This is a genomic window from Bacillus sp. 41-22 (assembly GCF_025809295.1).
GTDB classification, from domain to species: Bacteria; Bacillota; Bacilli; order Bacillales; family Bacillaceae_G; genus Bacillus_A; species Bacillus_A mycoides.
Genome location: NZ_CP084035.1, coordinates 4828463 through 4849339, shown reverse-complemented (window position 1 = coordinate 4849339; position 20877 = coordinate 4828463). Strand labels below are relative to the sequence as shown.

Genomic DNA, 20877 nt, shown 5'->3' with positions numbered 1-20877 from the left:
TCTTAAAAAGGGTACACCATGTGTGCTCTTTTTTCATTTAAATGAATACTTGATAGTAATTTAATTGCTTTTCTGCGCGTTTTCTGCCAAGCTTAAGGAGATAAACTGAGACTTTAATTAGTGGGGCTATACGCTACTGATTATTAGTTGAACCCCGCAAATAGCGGAATAAAATACTTCAAAGAAAGAATTATATAGGTGACGCATATGATCGAAGTTAAGACTTCTGAACTTAGTGATGGAGAATTTAATAGAGGGGTATTTGCAACTCGTGATATTAAAAAGGGTGAGTTGATTCACTCAGCACCAGTTATCTCTTATCCGAATGAACAGCATGAACACATTGAGAAAACGTTACTTGCTGACTACGCATTTGAGTATGGGGTAAATCATACGGCATTCCTGTTAGGATACGGCATGTTATTTAATCATGCATATAATCCGAATGCAACGTATGATATTGTCTTCGAGAATCATACGTTTAACTTCTTTGCTTACAAAGATATAAAAGCGGGAGAAGAGATTCTAATCAATTATAATGGTGAAGTTGATGACGATGAGCTATTATGGTTTGATAAGGAAAAAGAAGAGAACGAAAAATAAGTTAAAAAGTATAGAAAGGGCACATTCTGTGGGATGTGCTCTTTTTTATTGATGAAAATAAAGTAAAGATTACAAAAAAATACCACTTTTCTCTCGTATGGTATAGTAAGATATTGAAGGGTATTACTTTGAAAAACCTATATATTTTACAAATTGTTGTCTATATGGTTACATGTCAAGTTTAGTAGCCCATTTGGGTTGCTTTATTATGCGATATATATTTTAATATGAGTGGAACCTCTTATAATTTAAGAGGTTTATAGGTGTGCTTTATGTGCACTGTATTCACCACGTTAGCTGTTGTTTTGTAATGCATTTTTATGTGGGGATATTATGGACCCGTATATAGCGGGATAAAAAGATTATAGAAATAGAGGAATCGTAAAATGAATATGCACGAGGTTTATAAATATTTAAGTACAGTATTGCCTGAAGGTCATGTGAAGCAAGATGAAATGTTAAAGAATCATACGCATATTAAAGTGGGCGGGAAAGCGGATGTGTTCGTTTCTCCTACGAATTATGATGAAATTCAAGAAGTTATAAAGTATGCGAATCAATACAATATTCCAGTTACGTTTTTAGGAAACGGCTCTAATGTTATTATTAAAGACGGTGGTCTGCGCGGGATTACAGTAAGTTTAATTCATATTACAAATGTTACTGTAACAGGGACAGCGATTGTTGCGGGGTGTGGTGCAGCAATTATTGATGTGTCACGAATTGCATTAGATCACTGTTTAACAGGACTTGAGTTTGCTTGTGGTATACCAGGTTCAGTTGGCGGAGCGTTATATATGAATGCTGGTGCATATGGCGGTGAGGTTGCATATGTGCTAACAGAAGCTGTCGTAATGACAGGTGATGGAGAGCTACGTACTTTAACGAAAGATGCATTTGAATTTGGATATCGTAAGAGTGTATTTGCGAACAATCATTACATTATTCTTGAAGCGAGGTTTGAACTTGAAGAAGGTGTGCGTGAAGAGATTAAGGAAAAGATGGATGATTTAACGTATAAGCGTGAATCAAAACAACCTTTAGAGTATCCTTCATGTGGCAGTGTATTTAAGCGTCCACCAAATAATTTTGCGGGTAAGCTTATTCAAGAATCAGGACTGCAAGGTAAGCGAATTGGCGGAGTTGAAGTTTCTTTAAAACACGCTGGATTTATGGTGAATGTTGATAACGGAACTGCACAAGATTATATCGATTTAATTCATTTCGTACAAACAACTGTTGAAGAAAAATTCGGTGTGAAATTAGAGAGAGAAGTAAGGATTATTGGAGAAAATCTACAGTAATCTTTGAATAAAAAACGTATAAAAGTATGAATTATTTCGAAATAACATTTGGTTATTGTTGACAATTTGATTTGGATTCAATATAATGGCTAATAATTTAACAAATAAAATATACGTTGAAAGAGCCCAGTAGCAGTTTGTCACTGTTATCAAAGAGAGCTAGGGATTGCTGGAACCTAGCACAAACAAACTTGTGAATTACACTCTGGAGTATCTTAGGTAACGCTAAGCGGACTAGCAATCGATATTATTGCTAAGAGTGGTATGAATAGCTATGCTATTTATGCAAACTGGGTGGTAACACGGTGAATAATCGTCCCTATGTCTATTGTAGACATAGGGGCTTTTTTGTTTTCAAAAAAATAAAGGGGATGACAAAAGATGAATATTATTGATGAATTAGAATGGCGCGGTGCTGTGAATCAGCAGACAGATGAAGAAGGTTTACGTAAGTTAGTAGAAGAGAAAAAGATTTCACTATACTGCGGAGTTGATCCGACTGGTGATAGTATGCATATCGGACATTTGATTCCGTTTATGATGATGAAGAGATTCCAATTAGCTGGTCATCATCCGGTTATTTTAATTGGCGGGGCAACAGGAACAATTGGTGATCCAAGTGGACGTCAATCAGAGCGTCAACTGCAAACTTTAGAAGTGGTGCAGCATAATGTAGATGCGTTAACAGCGCAAATGAAAAAGCTATTTGACTTTGGCGGGAATAGCGAAGTGAAGATGGTAAATAACTATGACTGGACACATAAAATAAACATTATCGAGTTTTTACGTGATTACGGAAAAAACTTTAGCATAAATAGCATGTTAGCGAAAGATATTGTCGCAAGTCGTTTAGATACAGGGATTTCTTTCACAGAATTCACGTACCAAATCTTGCAAGCGATGGATTTTCATCATTTATACACAAAAGAAGATGTTCAATTGCAAATTGGTGGTAGTGATCAATGGGGAAATATTACGAGTGGTTTAGATTTAATTCGTAAGTTAGAAGGTCATGAAGCGAAAGTATTCGGATTAACGATTCCATTATTATTAAAATCAGATGGTACGAAGTTTGGTAAATCAGCAGGTGGTGCTATTTGGCTTGATCCGGAAAAGACAACACCGTTTGAATTTTACCAGTTCTGGGTGAATACAGATGACCGTGATGTAATTAAATACTTGAAATACTTTACGTTCTTAACGAAAGAGCGAATTGATGAATTAGCAGCGAAGGTAGAAACAGAGCCTCATAAACGTGAAGCACAAAAAGTATTAGCGGAAGAAATGACGAAATTCGTTCATGGAGAAGAAGCATTTTTACAGGCAGTGAAAATTACAGCAGCGTTATTTAGCGGAGATATTAAGTCGTTAACAGCTGATGAAATTGAACAAGGCTTTAAAGAGATGCCGACATTCCAATCTTCAAAAGAGACGAAAAATATCGTAGAGTGGCTAGTTGATTTAGGAATTGAACCTTCTAGACGTCAAGCGCGTGAAGATATTAATAATGGGGCTATATCTATGAATGGTGAAAAAGTAACGGATGTGGGTACAGATGTTACTGTAGAAAATTCATTTGATGGACGATTCATCATTATTCGTAAAGGGAAGAAGAACTACAGCTTAGTGGAATTAGGAGAATAGTTCTTGTGAAAGAGCGGAAGTAGGGAAGATATCTACTTCCGCTCTTTTCATATACACAATTTTGACATAAAAAAAGTCAGTATATTTTGATAATTAAAGAGGTTATATTATTCTTTTGTCGAATAAATAAGTTAGAGAAAATTACGGATAAAGTGAAACTTTAATCAGTGGGGGGTTTTGTACATCCCCACTGATTATCAGCCCGCAAATAGCGGGATAAAAATAGCCCGAACCATGCAGGGCATGATTCGGGCTTATATTCAGATTAGTATGCTAAGCTGAATAGACCTTTAATGTGTGATAAGTAACGAACGTTACTTGCTTCTTTCATTAATGATGCTGGTAAACCTTTAAGCGGAGTATTGCTTGCTCCGATTGTAGCAACAGCATCTTTACGTCCTAGACTAGCAAGTGTTCCAGAGTTGATAGGTGCGAACTCTTCGAATGCTTTGCCTTCTAGTGCTGCGTATAAGTTGTATCCAATTAACTCACCCATTTGCCAAGCGATTTGTGCAGTTGGTGGGTATGGACGACCGTCTGGAGAGAAGACAACAGCGCTGTCTCCAGCAACGAATACGTCTTTGTGAGAAGTAGATTGTAGATGTGCATCAACAGTTGCACGACCGCGGTTTACTTCAAGACCTGATTCACCAATTAATGGATTACCTTGTACGCCGCCTGTCCAAACGAATGTGTTAGCAACGATTTTTTGACCGTCTTTTAAGTCGATTTCATTACCAGCAACGTTTGTTACAGGAAGACCTGTTAAGAATGTAACACCGCGTGCTTCTAAGCTAGCAGTTGCACGTTCGATTAAGTGGTCTGGTAATACTGGAAGGATTTTTGGACCTGCTTCAACAAGAAGAAGTTTAACTTCTTTTGGATTTACGCCGTGGCTTTTTGCAAGTTTAGGCATAATGTCAGCAAGCTCACCAACTAGCTCAACGCCAGTTAATCCGCCACCACCGATTACGATTGTAGCATCAGCTTCGTTTTTCGTTTTAGCGTATTCACGAATACGGTCTTCAACGTGTTTGTAGATTTTGTTTGCATCAGCAGCAGATTTTAATACCATGCTGTTTTCTTCTAGTCCTGGAATACCGAAGTAAGCAGTTTTACTTCCTAAAGCAACTACAAGTGCATCGTAAGATAGCGTAGTGCCACCAGCTAGTTTGATTTCTTTGCTATCAACTGAGAATGACTCAACTGTTGCAATTTTAAGATCGATGTCTTTACCTTTGAAAAGCTTTGTAAGTGGCATTGCAATTGCTTGCTCAGCAACGTTACCAGCTGCAAGGCGGTGTAGTTCAGTGATGATTTGGTGCGTTGGGTATTGGTTAATCACTGTAACTTGTGCTTCTGATTTGCTGTAATATTTACGTACGTTTAAAGCGGCAAGAAGACCGCCATAACCAGCGCCTAAGATGACAATTTGTTTTGACATAGTATGATATCCCCCGTCTTTACTAATTGTTGTTATAAGTTAAATTATTTATTGTTACGTTCTGCACTAATTTGAAGGTATGCGTTCACAAAGCGGAACATTTTTTGTGCTTGTGGGTCTTTTAGTAATTTTAATAGACCGAACAGGCCGATAACTTCGTTGCTTTCATCAGCACGATCTTTCGCTTCGATAGCAGTTGCAGCCATGCTTTTCACTGTATCCTTTACAGGTTCTACAAGCTCTGTGATTGCACTAACAGTGTCGCTTTTTAATACTTCATCAGTAGCAACAGTTTGAGCGAAGTCATAAGACTTAGTTAAAATGTTAACAAGCTCAGTTAATTTTGGAAGCTGTTCTACTAGTGTTGTTAATGATTCTTGTACCTCAGGTTTTAACAACTGATCAAGTACATCAAGTTGTCCTTGGCTAGCAGAAATTTGTACAGTTTCTTGTTCTGGCTTTGTTTGAGTCATAGTTTCTGGCATCTCCAATTCTCCTTTACGATAGCAATACTCTTATTTTTGATAGATAAGATAGTAAACACTTGCGAAACTTTATACAAAGTTTCACAAAGCACAATAAAATGCCTTTAAATTTATGACAGCAAGTAAGCTGAAATCATAAATCCAAAACCATAATGTCCTACCTATTATTTATGAACTGTCCGATACATGGCTTGTCCGCATAATGGAAAGTTCCCTTATCGGAAAGTGTATATAATATATATCCTATATTATATACTATATACACGTATGTTAACATAAAAATGATTCCTAATTATTTGATATTGATTCTGTAACCTAGTACTGACAAGGCATGAAAGCGCATAAATTATTTTATCTATCTTAAAAATGTACATATATATAAAGAAAAAAAGGAGGAAATGGACAAATTTATGTTCATTTTTTCCTTTTTTTATTGTTCACCTTCTGTAATTAGCATTGATGTGTTACCGCTTTTTTCAAGGTGGCATTCGCCCCAAGTACAAAGAGAATCAAGAATGGATTCTAAAGACCAACCGTAGTCTGTAAGAGAATATTCTACTTTCGGTGGTACTTGATTGTATACCTTTCTTTGAATAACTCCGTCTTCTTCTAATTCGCGTAATTGCTGTGTTAACATCTTTTGTGTAATACCAGGCATGAGACGTTTTAATTCACTCGTTCTCTTTGTACCTTTCGTTAAGTGGCAAAGAATAACGACTTTCCATTTTCCGCCGATAACCTCTAAAGTCGCTTCAACGGGAATATTATATTTCTTCATATAAAAATCTCCTTTGATGAATGTAGATTTCAGTTCTCCAACAAAAGAAGCCAAATAATTTAAATGTTACTAAAAAGTACCTATAGCACTTTAAAGTACGTACTTTTTATTATGTTGAATATGTTCCATAATAGCATACGTAAGAGGGAAATGAGTAGTACGGTACTAAAAAGTGCCTATGTTACTTTTTGGTACCTATCGTACTTTAAAGTGCGTTCTTCAAAAAAAGAGTGAAGCCATTCATAATAGCATATATCAGCAGTAACATTATTTTTGTAGAAGATAAAAAGGCCTTTTTATCACACTATTATGATTGGATTTCTCGCATTAAGGAGGAGTTCAATTGAATTCATATACAGTATCTTCTTCAGCGGTACAGACGAATCGAAGAAGTATGTTTGCTTTATTAGCGCTAGCAATTAGTGCATTTGGAATTGGTACAACCGAATTTATTAGTGTCGGTTTATTACCATCTATTTCAGAGGATTTACATGTTTCTGTTACAACAGCGGGTTTAACCGTTTCTTTATATGCATTAGGGGTAGCGTTTGGTGCCCCAGTATTAACGTCATTAACAGCTAGTATGTCGCGAAAGACGTTATTAATGTGGATTATGATTATTTTCATTATTGGTAATGGAATTGCGGCAGTGGCAACAAGTTTTACTGTGTTGCTTATGGCGAGGGTTGTATCTGCGTTTGCACACGGCGTTTTTATGTCGATAGGATCCACAATTGCGGCTGCGCTTGTACCAGAGAATAAACGTGCAAGTGCAATTGCATTTATGTTTACTGGTTTAACTGTTGCGACGATTACAGGTGTACCAATTGGAACGTTTATTGGTCAACAATTTGGCTGGAGAGCATCTTTTATGGTGATTGTGGTCATTGGAATTGTTGCCTTAGTCGCAAACAGCATGTTAATTCCGTCTAACTTAAAAAAGGGTACACGAGTATCATTTCGTGATCAATTCAAACTTATCACGAACGGAAGACTCTTACTTGTTTTCGTCATTACTGCATTAGGATATGGAGGAACATTCGTAACATTTACGTATTTATCTCCGCTATTACAAGAAGTAACAGGATTTAAATCGAGTACCGTTACAATCATTTTGTTAGTGTACGGGATTGCAATTGCGATTGGGAATATGGTCGGCGGAAAATTATCGAATCATAATCCAATTCGTGCACTATTTTACATGTTCTTTATTCAAGCAATTGTATTATTCGTACTAACATTTACAGCGCCGTTTCAAGTGGCGGGGCTTATCACAATTATTTTTATGGGGCTATTCGCGTTTATGAATGTTCCAGGACTACAAGTGTATGTCGTTATATTGGCTGAGCGTTTCGTGCCGAGTGCCGTTGATATCGCATCAGCAATGAATATTGCAGCATTTAACGCAGGAATTGCTCTTGGGGCTTATTTGGGCGGTATTGTAACGAACTCGTTAGGATTAATTCATACAGCTTGGGTAGGCGGCATTATGGTAGTAGGCGCTGTTATTTTAACAGCTTGGAGTATGAACTTAGAAAAAAGAGATCAAGCAAAATAAAGGAGAGAAAAATATAATGAAAAATTTACAAAGTAAAACAACATTGCATAACGGTGTGGAAATGCCTTGGTTCGGTTTAGGTGTATTTAAAGTAGAAGATGGACCGGAACTTGTAGAGGCTGTGAAAGTAGCCATTAAAGAAGGATACCGTAGCATTGATACAGCTGCGATTTATGGAAATGAAAAAGCAGTTGGAGAAGGCATTCGCGCTGGTATAAAAGAAGCAGGAATTTCTCGAGAAGATTTATTCATTACTTCAAAAGTGTGGAACGCAGATCAAGGATATGAAACGACACTTGCTGCATACGAAGAGAGCTTAAAAAAATTAGAACTAGATTATTTAGATTTATATCTTGTCCATTGGCCTGTTGAAGGGAAATATAAAGATTCGTGGAGAGCGTTAGAAACACTTTATAAAGAAGAACGCGTGCGTGCAATTGGCGTAAGTAACTTCCAAATCCATCATCTGAAAGACGTACTGGAAGGTGCGGAAATTAAGCCGATGATTAACCAAGTAGAGTATCACCCGCGTTTAACGCAGAAAGAACTACAGGCTTTCTGTAAAGAACAAGGAATCCAAATGGAAGCATGGTCACCACTTATGCAAGGGCAATTATTAGATAATGAAACTTTACAAGAAGTTGCTGATAAGTACGGTAAAACAACAGCGCAAATCATTTTACGTTGGGATCTTCAAAATGAAGTTGTAACGATTCCGAAATCAACGAAAGAACAGCGTATTATTGCGAATGCTAATATATTCGACTTCGAATTAACAAAAGAAGATATGGAAAAGATTGATGCTTTAAATCAGAACCACCGCGTTGGTCCAGATCCTGATAACTTTGATTTCTAATAGAGGTAAGTTCAAAGGGTGCAAAAAAGTTTGCACTCTTTTTTGTTTTGTCTATGCATAAAAAACTTTTCTAACTAAATAATACATAGTAGTAAATTTGTTATTTTATAAGGGGTTGTAGACATGAATATAAAACGATCGTTCAAGCTAATGGCCGCTTTTTTGAGTGTTTTATTTGTATTTGCGAACTTATTATTCCCACTTCAAAAGGCATCCGCAGAGGTTATGGATCACACGAAGTATCAAATGGATTGGAGTTATAGTAAGTCAAAGAAAAAACCAATTCGAACAGAGCTTATTAAAACAGCAGATGGCAAAATTGCTTTTTGCTTAAATGTGGATTTGAAATCTCCGAGCGGCCAAGATTTACCTGAAATGGGTAAAGTAGATATTAACGTATACCGTGTACTATTAAACGGGTATCCGCAGAAGAGCCCACAAGAATTAGGTGTTTCCGATTGGAGAGAGGCACATTACGCAACGCAGCTTGCGGTGTGGAATGCGTTAAAACAAATTGATATTAACGATTTAGATTTCCGTAATAAAAATGTAGAAAAAGTAACGAAAGATATAGTTGCAAAAGCAAGCGCTAGTGAGGAACTACAAGAAATTACGATGAGTGTAGTACCATCAGAAGAACAAGAGGCAGTATTAAAAAATGAGTTTTTTGAAACAGGTTTATACACAGTGCAAACAAATGCAAAAAGTGGAACGTATAAAGTGCAAGCAACAGGTGCACCAGAAGGCGCGAAGTTCGTAAATGAAAAAGGCGAGGGAAAAACAGAATTTAATGTAGGAGAAAAGTTCCGCATTTTAATTCCGAAACAAACACCATCGGGTGGATTTAGCTTTAAAGTATCAGGGAATTTAACGAAACTACAAGGAATTGCACATAAAGGAACACCGACAATTCAAAATGCAGTTGTATTATTAGAGCGTAGTGAAGAGAAAACAAGTCCAGAGTTGGCGGTAAGTTGGAAAAAAGCAAATGGTCATGATAATAAACCAAATAAACCCTATACACCAAATGAACCACATAAACCGAATCAAATTAAAAGATAGTGGAAAAAGCATTGGCGTTTGCCAGTGCTTTTTTCTTATCTGAGTAGAAGTTAAATTATATGTTAAAAATAATAAACGGGTATAGATAACATGAAAACAATATTGGGACAGTTTAAACTATATTTTAGAATAATATAAAATATGTTAAAATCCAAACGTTACGATTAATGGATTATATTCACAAAATTGTAACATTATTCTGATTGAAAATGCTATCAAACAAAATAGAAAGCGTGTAAAATTCAGTTGGAAAAACTACCTATAGATGGTCATATATGAATAAAATGTAAGTTTCTATTGTTTTTCACATTTTTAGATGTATAGATGACAAGACTGAAGTACATCTTTTACTATTCTCTTTTTATGTAGGAAGAGAACTCATCACAAGTAGAAAGAAGTGAGGAGGATACAATACATAAAAATTTTATAATGTAGGAAATTGAATACATTGAGAGGAATGCGGTAGTAATGGATACAGGTGCGCGAGGTGTTAGTCTATTCATTAAATGGTTTTATAAAAATAATAGGATTTTCAATTAAATGAATGTATAGGGTAGTTTGTCTAAAAAAAGGAATAGGGGACACAGATTATGTCAAAGAAGAAAAAGAGTAGGGTATTAGTAGCTGGAGTTTTTTTAGCTACGTTATTAACTCCGTATGGTCTTGAAGTGCCTAAGGTATATGCAGAGATGACGATTGAAGATAAGGAGAAACAGCAAGAAGAACGAGTGTATCAATTGCTGCCAAAAGGTGATGTAGAAGAGATACGTGAGTTGCATCAGCGTCGAATGAGTTTTTCTCCCTATGAACCAACTGGTATTTATGTAAAGCCAGGTGAAGAAGTAGTTATTCAAGTAGATGGGAATCAAAAGATTAAAGCTTATATTGGCACATATTCTTATGAAAAAGAAGAACCTAAACAATTCAATTTAAATCCTGGTGAAAATAAAATTTCTTCTCCGAATGGAGGGCTATTATACTTTTATAATTATCACAACACAGGAGAAGTAGTTGCTAAAGTAAAAAAAGGTGGTATACCAAATCCTTTATTTATTTTAGGTAAACATACGACAGAAGATTGGAAACGTATGTTGAAGGAATCACCGAATTCATATGCAATCGAGATGAAAGGGGAAAATAGTTTACTAACTATGCATCCTGAGACTGTGGCGGAACATTTGAAGCAAGAAGATCCAGCTGCGTTATTAAAGAAACATGATGAAATAATTAATATAGAACATAAGATATCTGGTTTATCAAAAGATGGTGTGGGTGTTGCGAATCAAGGCAAACATTCCATTCATTATGTTGAAGACTGGTATACGGACAATTATATGTATGCGACTTATTATCGAACAGCTTATAGTAAAGGGAATTTAGAGTCAGTACTAAATCTAGAAGAGTTAACTGCGGATGGATGGGGACCTTGGCATGAAGTGGGGCATCAACATCAACAGGACACTTGGTTATGGGAGGGGCTTGGAGAAGTAACCGTTAACATTTATTCTTTAGCAGTTCAAACTGCATTTGGACATAAAACAAGGTTAGAGCAAGAAAATCGTTATGAAGCCGCATTTGCTTATCTAGGTAAACCGAATGCGCAAGAGAAGATGAATGAATTCGAAAAATTAGTTATGTTTTGGCAGTTGCATTTAGCTTATGGAGACCAGTTCTATCCGAAATTACATCAAATGTATCGTGTGTTACATGATACAGAAATGCCTAAATCTGATGAAGAGAAAAAGCAGATGTTTATTTACATGACGTCAAAAGTAGCTGGGCAAAATTTAATTCCTTTCTTTGATAAATGGGGAATAATTCCAAATGATGATACTAGAGAGAAGATTGAAAAATTAAATTTACCAAAATTAGAAAAGGAAGTTTGGTTATCTACAGATAGCAATCCAATTCGTGAAAAACAAACTGAGTTATATGAAATTCCATATGGCGAGCCAAATAATGAAAAAATACAAAATGTAGTAATTGGTACTACATATGATGAGAAAAAAGCAAAAGAACTTGTACAGAATTTAGGAGAAGGTGTAAAAACAACAGGTGTGATTATGCAAGATAAGCCTGAAGTTGGAGAAAAAACTGTAAAAGTAGAAATTATAGATGAAAAAGGGAATAAAAATTTAATTCCTGTTGTAGTAAATGTTGGTTATGGTGATAGCTTAGTATTCAAAGGACTCAATTATAGTACTGATATTAAATCGATTGTAACACTGCAACACGATCAGAAAAAGTTTAGTGCGACAGCTGATTCTAATCAAGTGCATTATTATTTTAAAGAAGATGCGTATTTTGAATTCACATTACTAGATCCAAATGGAAATGAGAAAAAGAAAGCAACTGTAAAAGGTGTTGAAAATGCGGAAGAATTCGCAAAATCGATTAATGGGTTAGAGTTCGAGTATGGTGACGTTGTAAAAGTGTATCACGCAGAATCAGATCGCTTTAATTGGTATCAAAATAATAACTTTATCGGCCAAGGTAGGGCGAAGGTAGAGGAAGAATTATTATTTAAAGTAACAGAAAAGGGCTTTGAGAGAATGGAAGCTCAACAAGAAGTAACAGTAGTACCGCAAAAAGTAGTAATCGGAACAGATGCTGAAAGATTAGAAGCAAAAGATTTTGTTCAAGTGAAAGATGGAGAAGTAATCGGATTTGTAGAAAAACCGAATACAACAAAAATCGGTGAACAAAAAGTAAAAGTAGAAACGAAAGATCGTTTTGGAAATAAGAAAGTGACAGAAGTGCCATTGGAAGTAATGTATGGCGATAGTTTAGTCTTCCAAGGTGATGGTAATAAAACGCGTTCTGTCGTAACTGCGGATCATAATACGAAAAAGCTACAGGCAACATTTACGGATTCTAAAGTTCATTATCGTTTTGAGAATGAAAAATATATGGGAATCACGCTATATGATCAAAATGGAAATGAAAAGAAAGTTATTTCGGTAGAAGGGCAAGAGACTTCTGAAAGTTTTGCAGAACAGTTGAATGGTGTAGACTTCGCATATGGTGATGTTATTAAGGTATATCATGCAGAATCAAATCGATTAAAGTGGTATCAAAAGAATGAGTTTGTAGGTAACGGTAAAGGGAACGTGGAACAAGAGTTGTACTTTAAAATAACGGAAAAAGGTTTTGAAAAACTGGAAAGCTTACAAGAAGTAACAGCAGTACCACAAAAAGTGACAATCGGAACAGAAGCTGAAAAATTAGATGCAAAAAACTTTGTTCAAGTAAAAGGTGGAGAAGTAGTTGGTTTTGTGGAAAAACCTAGTACAACAAAAATCGGTGAGCAAAAAGTAAAAGTAGAGACGAAAGATCGTTTTGGGAATAAGACAATAACAGAAGTACCGATTGAAGTGACGTATGGAGATAGCCTGGTGTATCAAGGTGTGTCCAATGTTACACGTTCTATTGTTACGTTAAATCATGACGAAAAGAAATTACATGCAACATTTACGAATGATGTGATTCATTATCGTTTTGTGAACGAACAGTATTTAGGTTTTACGATTTATGATCAAAATGGAAATGAGAAAAAGCATATATCAGCAGACGGTCAAGAAACCTCAAAGAATTTTGCAGAACAAGTAAATGGTACTCCATTTGAGTATGGGGATGTTGTAAAAGTGTATCATGCAGAACCAAGTCGTCTGAAATGGTATAAAAAGAATGAGTTAGCAGAACAAGTAGCTTCAGCAGAAGTTGTATTTAAAATCACTCAAAGTGGATTAGAACTAGTAAAGGGGACATTGTAATAAAAAATGCGCGTAGATATTGGGTCTACGCGCATTTTTTTCTATTACTCAGCTTCAGAAACAACTGTGAAGCGTTCGTTTACATGTTTTGGATTTTCGATTTCATCAAGTGCTGCTACCGCAAAGTCTTCGTAACTTACGTAGCTATCACCTTTCGCATTAACAAGAAGGTTGTCTTTGCCAGCTGTATAAGAGCCAGTGCGTTTTCCTAATGCGAATAGTGCAGAAGGGCTAATGAATGTCCAAGTAATATCATTTGTTTGATTTAGGATTTCTAAGTTTTTACCTTGGTTTTGAGCTGTTGCAAGATATTCATTTGGGAATCCTGGTGTATCAAATACACGTGTTGTTTTCTCTTCGTCTACAAATAAGCTACCAGCGCCGCCAACAACAAGTAATTTTGTATTAGGTGCACCTTTCATAGCTTCGATAAGTACGTTTCCTGCATCTACGTGAAGGTGTTCTTGTCCGGCTGGAGCACCGAATGCATTTACAACTACATCGAATGCTTGTAGGTCGTTAGATGTAAGAGTGAATACATCTTTCTCTAAAATCTTTACATTTTCTTCTGTAATTTTTGCAGCGCTTCTTACGATTGCAGTTACTTCATGTCCGCGATCTAATGCTTCTTTTAAAATACGACTTCCTGCTTTACCAGTTGCTCCGATGATTCCGATTTTCATAATAAATCCCTCCAAAGTGTTTTGTTAAAGTGTATATCTGAAAGTAAATGAATTTGTTGTAATAAGGTTTGTTACAACTTGATGTAATCATTATAGTTACAGGTTGGTATTTTTGTCAATGGGGTAGTTTGTAGATTTACTTTTTGTTTTAGTATGCACAGTTAGAGGGAGGAGAGTCATAAAGATATTGTTACTTCGTGTCTGGCTAATATTTGGAAAATGCAAATTGTCGAAAAATGTTGATTTTTAAATGTTTTTTAAATATAATTCGTTTTATGGAGAAAAGGAGGGGTTAATTGTATGGATATTTTAGAGCAATTTGTTTCATCAACGAATACAATTCTTTGGTCATATATTCTTATTGCAATGTTAATTGGTTTAGGTCTTTATTTTTCTATTAAATTGAAATTCGTACAAATTACTCATTTAGGGGAAATGGTTCGATTAATGAGTGATGGATTAACTGGAAAGACACGTAAAAAGGGAAGTGTATCGTCATTCCAAGCATTTTGTATGAGTTCAGCAGCTCGTATTGGTATCGGGAACTTAGCTGGTGTAGCGCTAGCTATTTCTATGGGAGGACCTGGAGCTGTATTTTGGATGTGGGTTATTGCGATTATTGGGGCGTCTTCAAGTTTCGTAGAAAGTACGCTTGCGCAAATTTATAAAATAAAAGATGGCAGTGGCTTCCGTGGTGGTCCTGCTTATTATATGGAAAAAGGTTTAAATAAACGTTGGATGGGAATTTGGTTCTCTATCCTTATTACAATTAGTTACGGTTTAATTTTCAACTCAGTACAAGCAAATACAGTGACATTAGCATTTAAAAATGCATTTGGTATTGAGCGTTATGTTGTAGGGATTGTGCTTGCGGTATTGGTTGCGGTTATTATTTTTGGTGGTGTGAAAAGTATTGCGCGTATGTCAGAAATGATTGTTCCGCCGATGGCAATTATTTATATTGCAGTAGCTGTGTTCGTTGTTATTAAAAATTATTATTTAATACCGGATATGTTTACAGAAATCTTTAAAGGTGCATTCGGTTTAGATTCAGCTGTAGGTGGCGGTATTGGTGCTGCAATGAAGTTTGGTATTCAGCGCGGATTATTTGCGAATGAAGCAGGTATGGGTAGTGCGCCAAACGCGGCTGCAACAGCTGATGTAACGCATCCAGCTAAACAAGGATTTATTCAAACAATTGGAGTATTAGTGGATACATTCTTAGTATGTACATCAACAGCGTTTATCGTACTATGTTCTGGTGCGTATAAGGCAACAAATTTAGAAGGTATTGAATTAACGCAAGTCGCGCTAAGTTCACAAATCGGTTCGTGGGCAAGTAGCTTCTTAGCGATTATCATTTTCTTATTTGCTTTCAGCTCATTACTAGGAAACTATTATTATGGTGAAACGAATATTGAATTTATTAAACGAAGTAAAACTTGGTTAACGATTTATCGTATTGCGGTTGTAGGAATGGTACTATTCGGCTCTGTTGCGACGCTTCAAGTTGTATGGAATATGGCAGACTTATTTATGGGTCTAATGGTAATCACAAACTTAATTGCGATTACACTTCTTGGCCGATTTGCGTATGCTGCGTTGGCGGACTATGTGAAACAAAAGAAACAAGGAAAAGATCCGGTATTCAGTGCAGATTCTATTCCTGGTTTAACGAACACAGAGTGTTGGGATAAGCCGGCGGTAACAGATAAAGAAAAAGCAGTATAATAAAAAGGCGAGCATCGAGATGAATTCGATGCTCGCCTTTTTTGTTGTAGTAAATGATAAAAAGGGTGAGAGGTAATTATTAATATAATTTTTGTTTGTTCATTCCTCTCGTTATTTGTAGGGAACGTACTGTCTTAAAAGTATGACTGGTCGAATAGGATGAGTGATTGAGTATTGGATAAATGCACGTACTAGTTATATTTTCACGTAAAAAAACATGTATGTTAAGAACCTTCACGCATCCATGTAATGAAACCTAACATAAAGTTCTTGATTACTAAAAGTTTTTAGAATATAATTTTCTTATTGTCATGAAGAGGGGGAACGCAATGATGGATTTTTTAACTCAGGTTATTGGGGATATAAATAATGTTCTATGGTCATATATTATTATTGCGATGCTAATTGGACTTGGACTTTATTTTTCTTTCCGAGTAAAGTTTGTTCAAATACGTTACTTTGGAGAAATGATTCGCTTACTTGGGGATGGAGCGAGTTCAAAAACAAGAAAAGCGCAAAAAGAAAAAAGTGGTGTATCGTCATTCCAAGCATTTTGTATGAGTACAGCATCTCGTGTAGGAACTGGTAACTTAGCTGGTGTGGCAATTGCGATTTCAGCAGGAGGACCAGGAGCTGTATTTTGGATGTGGTTAATCGCGGTAATTGGAGGAGCTTCTGCATTTGTAGAGAGCACATTAGCGCAAATTTATAAAGTGAAAGATGGGAACGCATTCCGCGGTGGTCCAGCGTATTATATGGAAAAGGGTTTAAAGAAACGCTGGCTAGGAGTTGTCTTCTCTGTTCTAATAACAGTTAGTTTCGGATTAATTTTCAACGCAGTGCAGTCAAACACAGTAGCCGCGGCTTTTGATGGAGCATTTAACACAGATGGTAAGTTTGTAGGTCTGTTTATGGCTGGTTTACTTGCAATCATTATTTTTGGCGGGGTTAAGCGTATTGCACGTGCGGTTGAAATGATTGTTCCAGTAATGGCAATTATATATGTAGCAGTGGCATTATTCGTTGTTGTAACAAACATTACGGCAATTCCATATGTATTTAAAGAAATTTTCTTACATGCTTTCGGAATTAAAGAAGTAGTGGGCGGGGGATTAGGAGCTGCGATTTTACTAGGGGTAAAACGTGGATTATTCTCAAATGAAGCAGGTATGGGTAGTGCGCCAAACGCAGCTGCGACTGCAAACGTAACGCACCCAGTTAAACAAGGTTTCATTCAAACTTTAGGGGTATTTACAGATACATTATTAATTTGTAGTTGTACAGCATTTATCATTTTATTATCAGATGTGCCTGGAGCGGCTGATTTAAACGGAATTCAATTAACGCAACAAGCATTAAGTCAACATATCGGACCGTGGGCTTCTATATTTGTAGCAGTTGCAATCTTCTTGTTTGCATTTAGTTCATTAGTAGGTAACTACTACTATGGTGAAACAAATATTGAGTTTTTAAATGGAAGTAAAGTTTTACTAAATGTTTATCGAATCGCGGTACTTGGTATGGTTATGTTAGGTTCTGTAGCAACAATTCAAATTGTTTGGGACTTAGCAGATTTATTCATGGGTATCATGGCTATTATTAACTTAGTGGCGATTGTATTCCTTTCTAAGTATGCTTTCGCGGCATTATCAGATTACGTAAAACAAAAGAAACAAGGAAAAGATCCAGTCTTTTATGCGGAGTCTATTCCAGGTTTAAACAATACAGAGTGCTGGGATAAGCCAGCAGTAGCAGATAAAGAAAAAGCTGTATAATAAAAAGGAACGAGCATCAGAGAAATTTGATGCTCGTTTTTTTTATGGTGATAAACTAAAGGAAGAGGGAAAATACGAACATTAATGAGTGTTTTATAATAAAATGTATTTTTTTAAGAAAAGTGCGGATGTGAGTTATAATTTGTGTTAGAATGGAAAATGGCTTTGAGACAAGAGATTTTATGGTTTTTCATATCCGATTGAAGGTTTTGGAGGAGAAATGGAAAGTTCGGATTATTCCTTGTTTCGAGTAGTCAGACGTTCAACGTTAATGAAGAGTTAAATGGAGGATTTTATTAATGAAGTTTGTTATGTTTCTTGTAGGACTACTAGTTGTATTCGTACTCGGCTTTCTTATAAGTTCTGATCGTAAGAAAATCAAGTATAAACCAATCGCAATTATGCTTGTTATTCAGCTAGCGTTAACGTATTTCTTATTAAATACGCCAATTGGTTATATTTTAGTAAAAGGAATTTCAGATGGATTTGGAGCACTTCTTGGATATGCGGAATCTGGAATCGTTTTCGTATTTGGTGGTCTTGTTAATAAAGGAGAGGTTTCATTCTTCTTAACAGCTTTATTACCAATCGTATTCTTTGCAGTGTTAATCGGAATTCTGCAACACTTTAAAATTTTACCGATATTTATTCGTGCTATTGGTACTATGCTAAGTAAAGTAAATGGTTTAGGAAAATTAGAATCATATAATGCAGTAGCGGCCGCAATTGTTGGGCAAGCAGAAGTATTTATTACAGTAAAAGATCAATTAAGTAAAATCCCAAAACATCGTTTATATACACTATGTGCATCTTCCATGTCGACAGTATCGATGTCGATCGTTGGTTCTTATATGAAAATGATTGAACCAAAATATGTAGTAACAGCACTTGTATTAAATTTATTTAGTGGTTTCATTATTATTCATATTATTAATCCGTACGATATTACGGAAGAAGAAGATACACTGAAGTTAGAAAATAAGAAAAAACAGTCATTCTTTGAAATGTTAAGCGAATATATAATGCTTGGTTTCACGATTGCGATTACGGTAGCAGCAATGTTACTTGGTTTCGTAGCATTAATTACAGCAATCAATAGCTTGTTTGATTCAGTGTTCGGTATTACATTCCAAGCTATTTTAGGATATATTTTCTCTCCATTAGCATTCGTAATGGGTATCCCGCAAGCAGAAATGGTAACAGCGGGACAAATTATGGCAACAAAATTAGTATCAAACGAGTTTGTTGCGATGCTTGATCTAGGAAAAGTAGCTGGTGATTTATCAGCTCGTACAGTCGGTATTCTTTCTGTATTCCTTGTATCATTCGCGAACTTCTCATCTATCGGAATTATCGCAGGCGCAACGAAAGGGATCGATGAAAACCAATCAAACGTTGTTTCATCATTCGGATTACGACTTGTATACGGTGCGACATTAGTAAGTCTTTTATCCGCGATTATCGTTGGTGTTATGTTATAAAGTGAAACTTTAATCAGTGGGGGGCTTTATCCCCCGCTGATTATTAGCCTTCACCAATCGGGCTTTTACGGGCAGTTAATCACCCACCTAACTTCTTTGTTTTCGCTGAATTTTGAGGTGGGGATCTTACTGCCCGTTAAAGCGGGGTAAAAAGGGAGGCCCTAGCTCATAGCTAGGGCTATTTTTTATGGTGAATTTACATAAAAAAACCAATCGGTTAGGAATATATTAACATATAAAAATCTTTTAAAATTTATATTGCATTTCGATTAGATAACGCTTACAATTTGATTTGTAGGTGGTATCCATTTCAGACGTTAAATACGGTAGAGAAGAAGAGACTACCTGTTATAAATTGCAATTTATGCAAACGCTTACCTATTTTAGAAGACAGTTCAAAAAATTTTAGGGGTTCATATTTTTTAACATTAATGGTCAGACGTCATTCGTTATACGACTGATAACTCATGGAAGTGGAGGATTCACATATGAAGTTAGTAATGTTTCTAGTCGGTTTACTTGTAGTATTTGTACTAGGGTTCCTTATAAGTTCAGATCGTAAGAAAATTAAATATAAACCAATTGCAGTTATGCTTGTAATTCAATTGGTACTTGCGTATTTCTTACTAAATACAAAGGTCGGATTTGTATTAGTAAAAGGGATTGCAGATGGATTTGGCGCTATTTTAAAATTTGCGGAAGCAGGGGTTAATTTCGTATTTGGTGGTCTAGCAAATGATGGACAAGCACCATTCTTCTTAACAGTATTATTACCAATTATTTTCTTAGCAGTACTAATTGGAATCTTACAACATATTAAAGTTTTACCGATTATCATTCGTGCAGTCGGTTTCGTATTAAGTAAAATTAACGGTTTAGGAAAACTTGAATCATATAATGCAGTAGCAGCGGCAATTGTCGGCCAAGGTGAAGTATTTATTACAGTAAAAGATCAATTAAGCAAATTACCGAAAAATCGTTTATACACACTTTGTGCATCATCAATGTCAACAGTTTCGATGTCAATCGTTGGTTCTTATATGAAGATGATTGATCCAAAATATGTAGTAACAGCACTTGTACTAAACTTATTTAGTGGATTTATTATCATTCATATTATTAATCCGTATGATGTGAACGAAGAAGATGACATTTTAGAATTACAAGAAGATAAGAAACAAACATTCTTTGAAATGTTAGGCGAATATATTATGCTAGGTTTCTCTATCGCTGTAACAGTAGCGGCGATGTTAATCGGTTTCGTAGCATTAATTACAGCAATTAACGGTGTATTCGATTCAATTTTCGGAATCACATTCCAAAGCATTTTAGGATACATCTTCTCACCATTAGCATTCGTAATGGGTATTCCAACATCAGAGATGCTAACAGCAGGACAAATTATGGCGACGAAATTAGTAACAAACGAATTTGTTGCGATGCTTGATCTTGGAAAAGTAGCTGGCGATTTATCAGCTCGTACAGTAGGTATTTTATCAATCTTCCTTGTATCATTTGCGAACTTCTCATCTATCGGAATTATCGCAGGTGCAACGAAGAGTATCGATGGAAAACAAGCAAACGTTGTATCTTCATTCGGATTAAAACTTGTATACGGTGCAACGTTAGTAAGTATATTATCAGCGGTTATCGTTGGGGTTATGCTTTAATAAATAACAAAGAAGTCGTTTATCTCTCAC

General features: G+C 35.8%; 15 protein-coding genes and 1 other annotated feature. Of the genes, 11 read left to right on the top strand and 4 right to left on the bottom strand.

The window, feature by feature from the left end; translation table 11 throughout:
• Positions 1–207 precede the first annotated feature (207 nt).
• The 3 genes from LCF45_RS25025 (at position 208) to tyrS (ending at position 3551) form a co-directional block, all read left to right on the top strand.
• Positions 208–603, top strand: coding sequence for an SET domain-containing protein (locus tag LCF45_RS25025; RefSeq protein ID WP_000573650.1), 396 nt, complete (start codon positions 208–210; stop codon positions 601–603).
• A gap of 386 nt (positions 604–989) precedes the next feature.
• Positions 990–1907 carry a UDP-N-acetylmuramate dehydrogenase gene (gene murB, locus LCF45_RS25020; RefSeq protein ID WP_061673699.1) on the top strand — a complete coding sequence of 306 codons (918 nt, stop codon included), beginning with the start codon at positions 990–992 and terminating at the stop codon, positions 1905–1907.
• Positions 1908–2014: 107 nt separating this feature from the next.
• Positions 2015–2231, top strand: a binding site (T-box leader).
• A gap of 57 nt (positions 2232–2288) precedes the next feature.
• Complete coding sequence (tyrS, locus tag LCF45_RS25015; protein WP_002129849.1) at positions 2289–3551, top strand: tyrosine--tRNA ligase; 1263 nt, start codon at positions 2289–2291, stop codon at positions 3549–3551.
• A 265-nt stretch (positions 3552–3816) separates the two neighbouring features.
• Here the strand turns inward: tyrS and LCF45_RS25010 are convergent, their stop codons facing one another.
• From LCF45_RS25010 to LCF45_RS25000, 3 genes are all read right to left on the bottom strand, one after another.
• The gene (locus LCF45_RS25010; protein WP_002016002.1) at positions 3817–4995 is read right to left on the bottom strand and encodes an NAD(P)/FAD-dependent oxidoreductase; all 1179 of its coding nucleotides are present in this window, start codon (positions 4993–4995) and stop codon (positions 3817–3819) included.
• A gap of 44 nt (positions 4996–5039) precedes the next feature.
• Positions 5040–5480 carry a DUF1641 domain-containing protein gene (locus LCF45_RS25005; RefSeq protein WP_002016003.1) on the bottom strand — a complete coding sequence of 147 codons (441 nt, stop codon included), beginning with the start codon at positions 5478–5480 and terminating at the stop codon, positions 5040–5042.
• A gap of 430 nt (positions 5481–5910) precedes the next feature.
• A complete protein-coding gene (locus tag LCF45_RS25000) occupies positions 5911–6258 on the bottom strand; it encodes a winged helix-turn-helix transcriptional regulator (RefSeq protein WP_000760478.1) in 348 nt (115 codons plus the stop codon).
• Between the two features lie 394 nt (positions 6259–6652).
• On the opposite strand from LCF45_RS25000, the gene LCF45_RS24995 reads away from it, so the two are divergent.
• From LCF45_RS24995 to LCF45_RS24980, 4 genes are all read left to right on the top strand, one after another.
• Positions 6653–7816 (top strand): MFS transporter, encoded by a 1164-nt coding sequence (locus LCF45_RS24995; RefSeq protein WP_161939635.1) that lies wholly within the window; start codon positions 6653–6655, stop codon positions 7814–7816.
• A 16-nt stretch (positions 7817–7832) separates the two neighbouring features.
• Complete coding sequence (locus LCF45_RS24990; RefSeq protein ID WP_002068247.1) at positions 7833–8672, top strand: aldo/keto reductase; 840 nt, start codon at positions 7833–7835, stop codon at positions 8670–8672.
• Between the two features lie 123 nt (positions 8673–8795).
• Positions 8796–9734 (top strand): thioester domain-containing protein, encoded by a 939-nt coding sequence (locus tag LCF45_RS24985; protein ID WP_002129843.1) that lies wholly within the window; start codon positions 8796–8798, stop codon positions 9732–9734.
• A 590-nt stretch (positions 9735–10324) separates the two neighbouring features.
• A complete protein-coding gene (locus tag LCF45_RS24980) occupies positions 10325–13507 on the top strand; it encodes a putative mucin/carbohydrate-binding domain-containing protein (protein ID WP_263894351.1) in 3183 nt (1060 codons plus the stop codon).
• Positions 13508–13551: 44 nt separating this feature from the next.
• On the opposite strand, the gene LCF45_RS24975 is transcribed toward LCF45_RS24980, so the two are convergent.
• Positions 13552–14190: an NAD(P)-dependent oxidoreductase gene (locus LCF45_RS24975; RefSeq protein WP_002129841.1), complete on the bottom strand. Its 639-nt coding sequence runs from the start codon at positions 14188–14190 to the stop codon at positions 13552–13554.
• A gap of 300 nt (positions 14191–14490) precedes the next feature.
• Here LCF45_RS24975 and LCF45_RS24970 point away from each other — a divergent pair, with 300 nt between their 5' ends.
• The 4 genes from LCF45_RS24970 (at position 14491) to LCF45_RS24955 (ending at position 20847) form a co-directional block, all read left to right on the top strand.
• The gene (locus LCF45_RS24970) at positions 14491–15921 is read left to right on the top strand and encodes an alanine/glycine:cation symporter family protein (RefSeq protein ID WP_002167417.1); all 1431 of its coding nucleotides are present in this window, start codon (positions 14491–14493) and stop codon (positions 15919–15921) included.
• Positions 15922–16253: 332 nt separating this feature from the next.
• The gene (locus LCF45_RS24965; protein WP_033713841.1) at positions 16254–17696 is read left to right on the top strand and encodes an alanine/glycine:cation symporter family protein; all 1443 of its coding nucleotides are present in this window, start codon (positions 16254–16256) and stop codon (positions 17694–17696) included.
• A gap of 299 nt (positions 17697–17995) precedes the next feature.
• Positions 17996–19177 (top strand): NupC/NupG family nucleoside CNT transporter, encoded by a 1182-nt coding sequence (locus tag LCF45_RS24960; RefSeq protein WP_002089478.1) that lies wholly within the window; start codon positions 17996–17998, stop codon positions 19175–19177.
• Between the two features lie 488 nt (positions 19178–19665).
• On the top strand, positions 19666–20847 hold the full coding sequence (locus LCF45_RS24955) for a NupC/NupG family nucleoside CNT transporter (RefSeq protein WP_002129840.1): 1182 nt from the start codon (positions 19666–19668) through the stop codon (positions 20845–20847).
• Positions 20848–20877 lie beyond the last annotated feature (30 nt).

Bases quoted from the DNA above. Each gene is read 5' to 3' on its own strand.
- LCF45_RS24980 (WP_263894351.1), top strand. From the start codon at position 10,325: ATGTCAAAGAAGAAAAAGAGTAGGGTATTAGTAGCTGGAGTTTTTTTA.
- LCF45_RS25010 (WP_002016002.1), bottom strand. From the start codon at position 4,995: ATGTCAAAACAAATTGTCATCTTAGGCGCTGGTTATGGCGGTCTTCTT.
- LCF45_RS24985 (WP_002129843.1), top strand. From the start codon at position 8,796: ATGAATATAAAACGATCGTTCAAGCTAATGGCCGCTTTTTTGAGTGTT.
- LCF45_RS24975 (WP_002129841.1), bottom strand. From the start codon at position 14,190: ATGAAAATCGGAATCATCGGAGCAACTGGTAAAGCAGGAAGTCGTATT.
- LCF45_RS25005 (WP_002016003.1), bottom strand. From the start codon at position 5,480: ATGCCAGAAACTATGACTCAAACAAAGCCAGAACAAGAAACTGTACAA.
- LCF45_RS24955 (WP_002129840.1), top strand. From the start codon at position 19,666: ATGAAGTTAGTAATGTTTCTAGTCGGTTTACTTGTAGTATTTGTACTA.
- tyrS (WP_002129849.1), top strand. From the start codon at position 2,289: ATGAATATTATTGATGAATTAGAATGGCGCGGTGCTGTGAATCAGCAG.
- LCF45_RS25025 (WP_000573650.1), top strand. From the start codon at position 208: ATGATCGAAGTTAAGACTTCTGAACTTAGTGATGGAGAATTTAATAGA.
- LCF45_RS25000 (WP_000760478.1), bottom strand. From the start codon at position 6,258: ATGAAGAAATATAATATTCCCGTTGAAGCGACTTTAGAGGTTATCGGC.
- LCF45_RS24965 (WP_033713841.1), top strand. From the start codon at position 16,254: ATGGATTTTTTAACTCAGGTTATTGGGGATATAAATAATGTTCTATGG.
- LCF45_RS24970 (WP_002167417.1), top strand. From the start codon at position 14,491: ATGGATATTTTAGAGCAATTTGTTTCATCAACGAATACAATTCTTTGG.
- LCF45_RS24990 (WP_002068247.1), top strand. From the start codon at position 7,833: ATGAAAAATTTACAAAGTAAAACAACATTGCATAACGGTGTGGAAATG.
- LCF45_RS24960 (WP_002089478.1), top strand. From the start codon at position 17,996: ATGAAGTTTGTTATGTTTCTTGTAGGACTACTAGTTGTATTCGTACTC.
- LCF45_RS24995 (WP_161939635.1), top strand. From the start codon at position 6,653: ATGTTTGCTTTATTAGCGCTAGCAATTAGTGCATTTGGAATTGGTACA.
- murB (WP_061673699.1), top strand. From the start codon at position 990: ATGAATATGCACGAGGTTTATAAATATTTAAGTACAGTATTGCCTGAA.